At 66.1% G+C, this 3,563-nt stretch carries 4 protein-coding genes; 3 read left to right on the top strand and 1 reads right to left on the bottom strand.

The annotated features are described in order from the left end of the window. Positions 1-378, top strand: a 378-nt coding sequence (locus INE98_RS05290) for a hypothetical protein (protein WP_293537176.1), incomplete at its 5' end; no start/stop codon positions are given. Here INE98_RS05290 and phaC read toward each other — a convergent pair. Beyond that, positions 368-2,158: a class I poly(R)-hydroxyalkanoic acid synthase gene (gene phaC, locus INE98_RS05285; RefSeq protein ID WP_293537178.1), complete on the bottom strand. Its 1,791-nt coding sequence runs from the start codon at positions 2,156-2,158 to the stop codon at positions 368-370. The genes INE98_RS05290 and phaC overlap by 11 nt on opposite strands. A gap of 315 nt (positions 2,159-2,473) precedes the next feature. Here phaC and INE98_RS05280 point away from each other — a divergent pair, with 315 nt between their 5' ends. Together INE98_RS05280 and INE98_RS05275 are read left to right on the top strand one after the other, a co-directional pair. Continuing rightward, positions 2,474-2,857, top strand: a complete 384-nt coding sequence (locus INE98_RS05280) for a hypothetical protein (RefSeq protein ID WP_293537175.1) — start codon at positions 2,474-2,476, stop codon at positions 2,855-2,857. Between the two features lie 107 nt (positions 2,858-2,964). Continuing rightward, positions 2,965-3,563 (top strand): aminotransferase class I/II-fold pyridoxal phosphate-dependent enzyme (locus INE98_RS05275; RefSeq protein WP_293537173.1); only part of this gene is annotated, 599 nt, incomplete at its 3' end.

Below are 3,563 nucleotides of genomic sequence, written 5' to 3'. Positions count from 1 at the left end.
TCCTACACCGAGGTCACAGACGAGGATGTCGCCGCTCAGGCCTTCTGGGCGCCAGGCCGGACGGCGGGGCAGTGGCTCTTCCTGGGTCTGGCGGCGGTCACGCCGGTCTTCATGCTCTGGACCGCCATCCGGGTGTTCCGGGCGCCGGCGCTCGAGGCCCGCCTCTTCTGGGTTCTTCTTTGCCTTGCCGGCATCGGGACCGCATGGATGGACTGGACCTCCGGCATTACGGGCTTCATGCCCACCAGCGTCAGGCTGATGGGCTTTGGCCTCGAGAAGGGGCCGTCTCCGCTTGCGCCCTGGATGGTCAGCCTGACCCTTCCCATTGGGGCGCTGGCCGCGAGCCTGAGGCTTTTCCTCCTGCGGATCAGGACTTGACCTTGACGTAGCTGCCCGGCGCGTCCTCCAGGGCGGGCAGGGGACCGTAAGCCGGATCCCGCGCCGGGACCAGGGGACCCGATCGGGCCCTCAGCCACTCCGCCCAGTGCGGCCACCAGGACCCGGGTGTCTCGACCGCGCCTGCCTGCCAGGCCTCGAGCGTTTCCGGGAGGCTGGCGTTGGTCCAGTGCTGGTACTTCTTCGCGACCGGAGCGTTGATCACCCCGGCGATGTGCCCGGAACCCGCCAGGGTGAAGGTGGTCGGTCCTCCGAACAGGCGCGCACCCTTGTAGACCGAACGGGCGGGGGCGATGTGGTCCTCCCTGGACGACTGCACGTAGACGGGCGTCTGCACACCGCCGAGGTCGAGTTTCACACCGTCAAGCTCGAGATCGCCCTTGGCCAGGGCGTTATCGCCGTAGAAGCGCCGCAGGTACTCCAGGTGCAGGGTCCGGGGCATGCGGGTCTGGTCGGAGTTCCAGAACAGCAGGTCGAAGGGCTTGGGCTCCTTGCCGAGCAGGTAGTTGCTGACGAAGAAGGACCAGATCAGATCGTTCGAGCGCAGCATGTTGAACGTGTCTGCCATGGTCTGGCCAGCCAGCACCCCGCCGCCGCTCTCCATCTGTTTCTCGAGGTCGGACAGCCACTCTTCGCTGGTGAACAGCAGGAGATCGCCCGCCTCGGAAAAGTCCTGCTGGGCGGCGAAGAAGGTGGCGGAGGCGATGCGCGTGTCGCCCTTGGCGGCCATGTGGGCGAGGGTCGCCGACAACAGGGTGCCGCCGATGCAGTAGCCGACGGTGTTCACCCGGTCGACGCCGGCTTGTTTCATGGCCGCGGCGGTTCCCTCGTAGATACCGAGGCGCATGTAGTCCTCGAAGGTCTTGTCAGCGAGGCGGCCATCCGGATTGACCCAGGACGCGACGAAGACCGTGAAGCCCTGCGAGGCGAGCCAGCGGATCATCGAGTTCTCAGGCCGCAGGTCCAGGATGTAGAACTTGTTGATCCACGGCGGGAAGATCACGAGCGGGATCTCGTGGACCTGATCAGTCGAGGGGGAGAACTGGATCAGCTGGATGATCTCGTTCTGGAAGATCACCTTTCCGGGCGCAGTGGCGACGTTCACGCCGATCTCGAACTGCTCGTAGTCGGTCTGGCTGATGGCCAGCTGGCCGCCGCCCCGGGCGAGGTCCCCGGCGAAATTCTCCATTCCCTTGACGAGGCTTTCGCCCTGGGTGGTCATCGCCTCCCGCAGGGCCTCAGGGTTCGAGGCCAGGAAATTGCTCGGCGAGAGGGCGTCCGTGAGCATCCTGGTAAAGAACTCAACGCGCCTGCGGGTCATTGGATCGACGTCATCGGCCCGGGCCACAAGACCGTTCAGCCAGTCCGAAGTGATCAGGTAGGACTGCTTGATCACGTCGAAGACCGGGTCCTCCGTCCAGTCCGGTGCGTTGAAACGCTTGTCTCCCTTGGCCGGAGCCGCAGCCGGGGACACAGGGTCTCCCATGGCTCTTCGGGCTGCGAAGTGCCAGAGTTCTGCATATCGACGCCAGAGGTCGCCCTGCGCCTGCAGGAGGACATCGGGACGTCCGGCGAGGCTGGAGATCACCTTGGCCATGGCGGGACCCACGTGGAAGGGATCGGCGTCCAGACCGGGGCCCCGGTCGGCCTGCCTCAGAGCCGCCTCCGCGATGGCGCCCTGGGCGGTCATCGCGGCCTTGGCGAGGTTGCGGGACAGGGCCTCAAGTGTCTGGAGGGCCTCGGGACCCGGAGGCGCAAACATCTGGGCGAGGTCTTCGGTTTCAGGCTTGGCGGACCTCCCGACGGATGGCGGAGGCTCCCTCCCCACACCGTCCTGCGGGTTTGCAACCTTCGCCGTCTTCGGCGGCTGGACGGTGGCGGCGCGCTTCCGCTTCGGCCGCACCGTCGCAGTCTTCTGAAGGGGCTTGTCCTTGTCGACCATGAACGTGACTCCCCGGACCCTGCGAGGTCCACAGGCTTCCTTAGAGAAGGATCATGACATAAGACCACACCGATCATGAAACGCTACCTTGCTCGGCCCCCGATTCCCCGCACAGGCCCCTTGCAGGCGCCTCTGATGCTGGCGGCCTTGCTGGTCGGCTGCGCATCCGTTCCTGCAGACCAGGGACAAACTCCGGTCGCCCTGATGACAGAAGCCGACACCCTCGTTCGGGCGGCGGAGAGCTATCCGGATTTCTCGGACATTCCAGAGCTTCCGACGGATGTCCGCCCGCTGGCCGAATGGGGGCGGGCGGCGCGGGGCGTCATGTCGGATGGGCTCTCTCTGGAGCGGAGCACCGCCGAAGCGACCTGGACCCTTGGCGATACCGAGGCCTTCGCTGCAAGAGCTCTCGCCGATGCAGGACCGCCGGCCCCGACCGTTTCCGCAACCCCCGCCGCCGAGGCCTTCGCCCGGGAAATTCGCAGGCGAGCTACACCGCCTCCGCCGTCCCCCAGATAGGACCTGCGGAGGCGCCTCCTTCAAACCGCTTGGCGGCTCCGGGAGCGGAGGTTATGCCAAGCGCCTACAGGCTCCCATTCGTCGCGATCTGCGCGACCAGAGCAGACATGACACCCGAGTTTCACCGCATCCGCCGCCTCCCGCCCTATGTCTTCGAGGAGGTCAACCGCATCAAGGCCCGCCTGCGCGCAGAAGGCGTGGACATCATCGACTTCGGGATGGGCAATCCCGACATGGCGACGCCCAGGCACATCGTCGAGAAGATGATAGAAACCGCCCGCGATCCGAAGGCCGGGCGGTACTCGGCGTCCAAGGGCATTATCGGCCTGCGCCGGGCCATGGCCGGATACTATGACCGGCGCTTCGGCGTGCGGCTCGATCCGGATACCGAGGTCATCGCCACACTCGGATCCAAGGAGGGTTTCGCCAACCTCGCCCAGGCCCTTACGGCTCCAGGCGACGTCATCATTTGCCCGAACCCCGCCTATCCCATTCACGCCTACGGCTTCATCATGGCTGGCGGCGTGATCCGTCACGTCCCCGCCCTGTCCCCGGAAGAATACCTGTCCGGCATCAGCCGGGCCGTGAAGCACTCGGCGCCGCCGCCTTCGGTTCTCATCCTGTCCTATCCGTCGAACCCGACGGCGCAGTGGGTGGACCTCGACTTCTACAAGGAGGCGGTCGCTCTGGCACGGCGGCACGACAT

The sequence above is a fragment of the Phenylobacterium sp. genome, assembly GCF_020253645.1.
In the GTDB taxonomy this organism is placed as follows: Bacteria; Pseudomonadota; Alphaproteobacteria; order Caulobacterales; family Caulobacteraceae; genus Phenylobacterium.
This window is presented reverse-complemented; position numbering and strand designations above follow the sequence as displayed.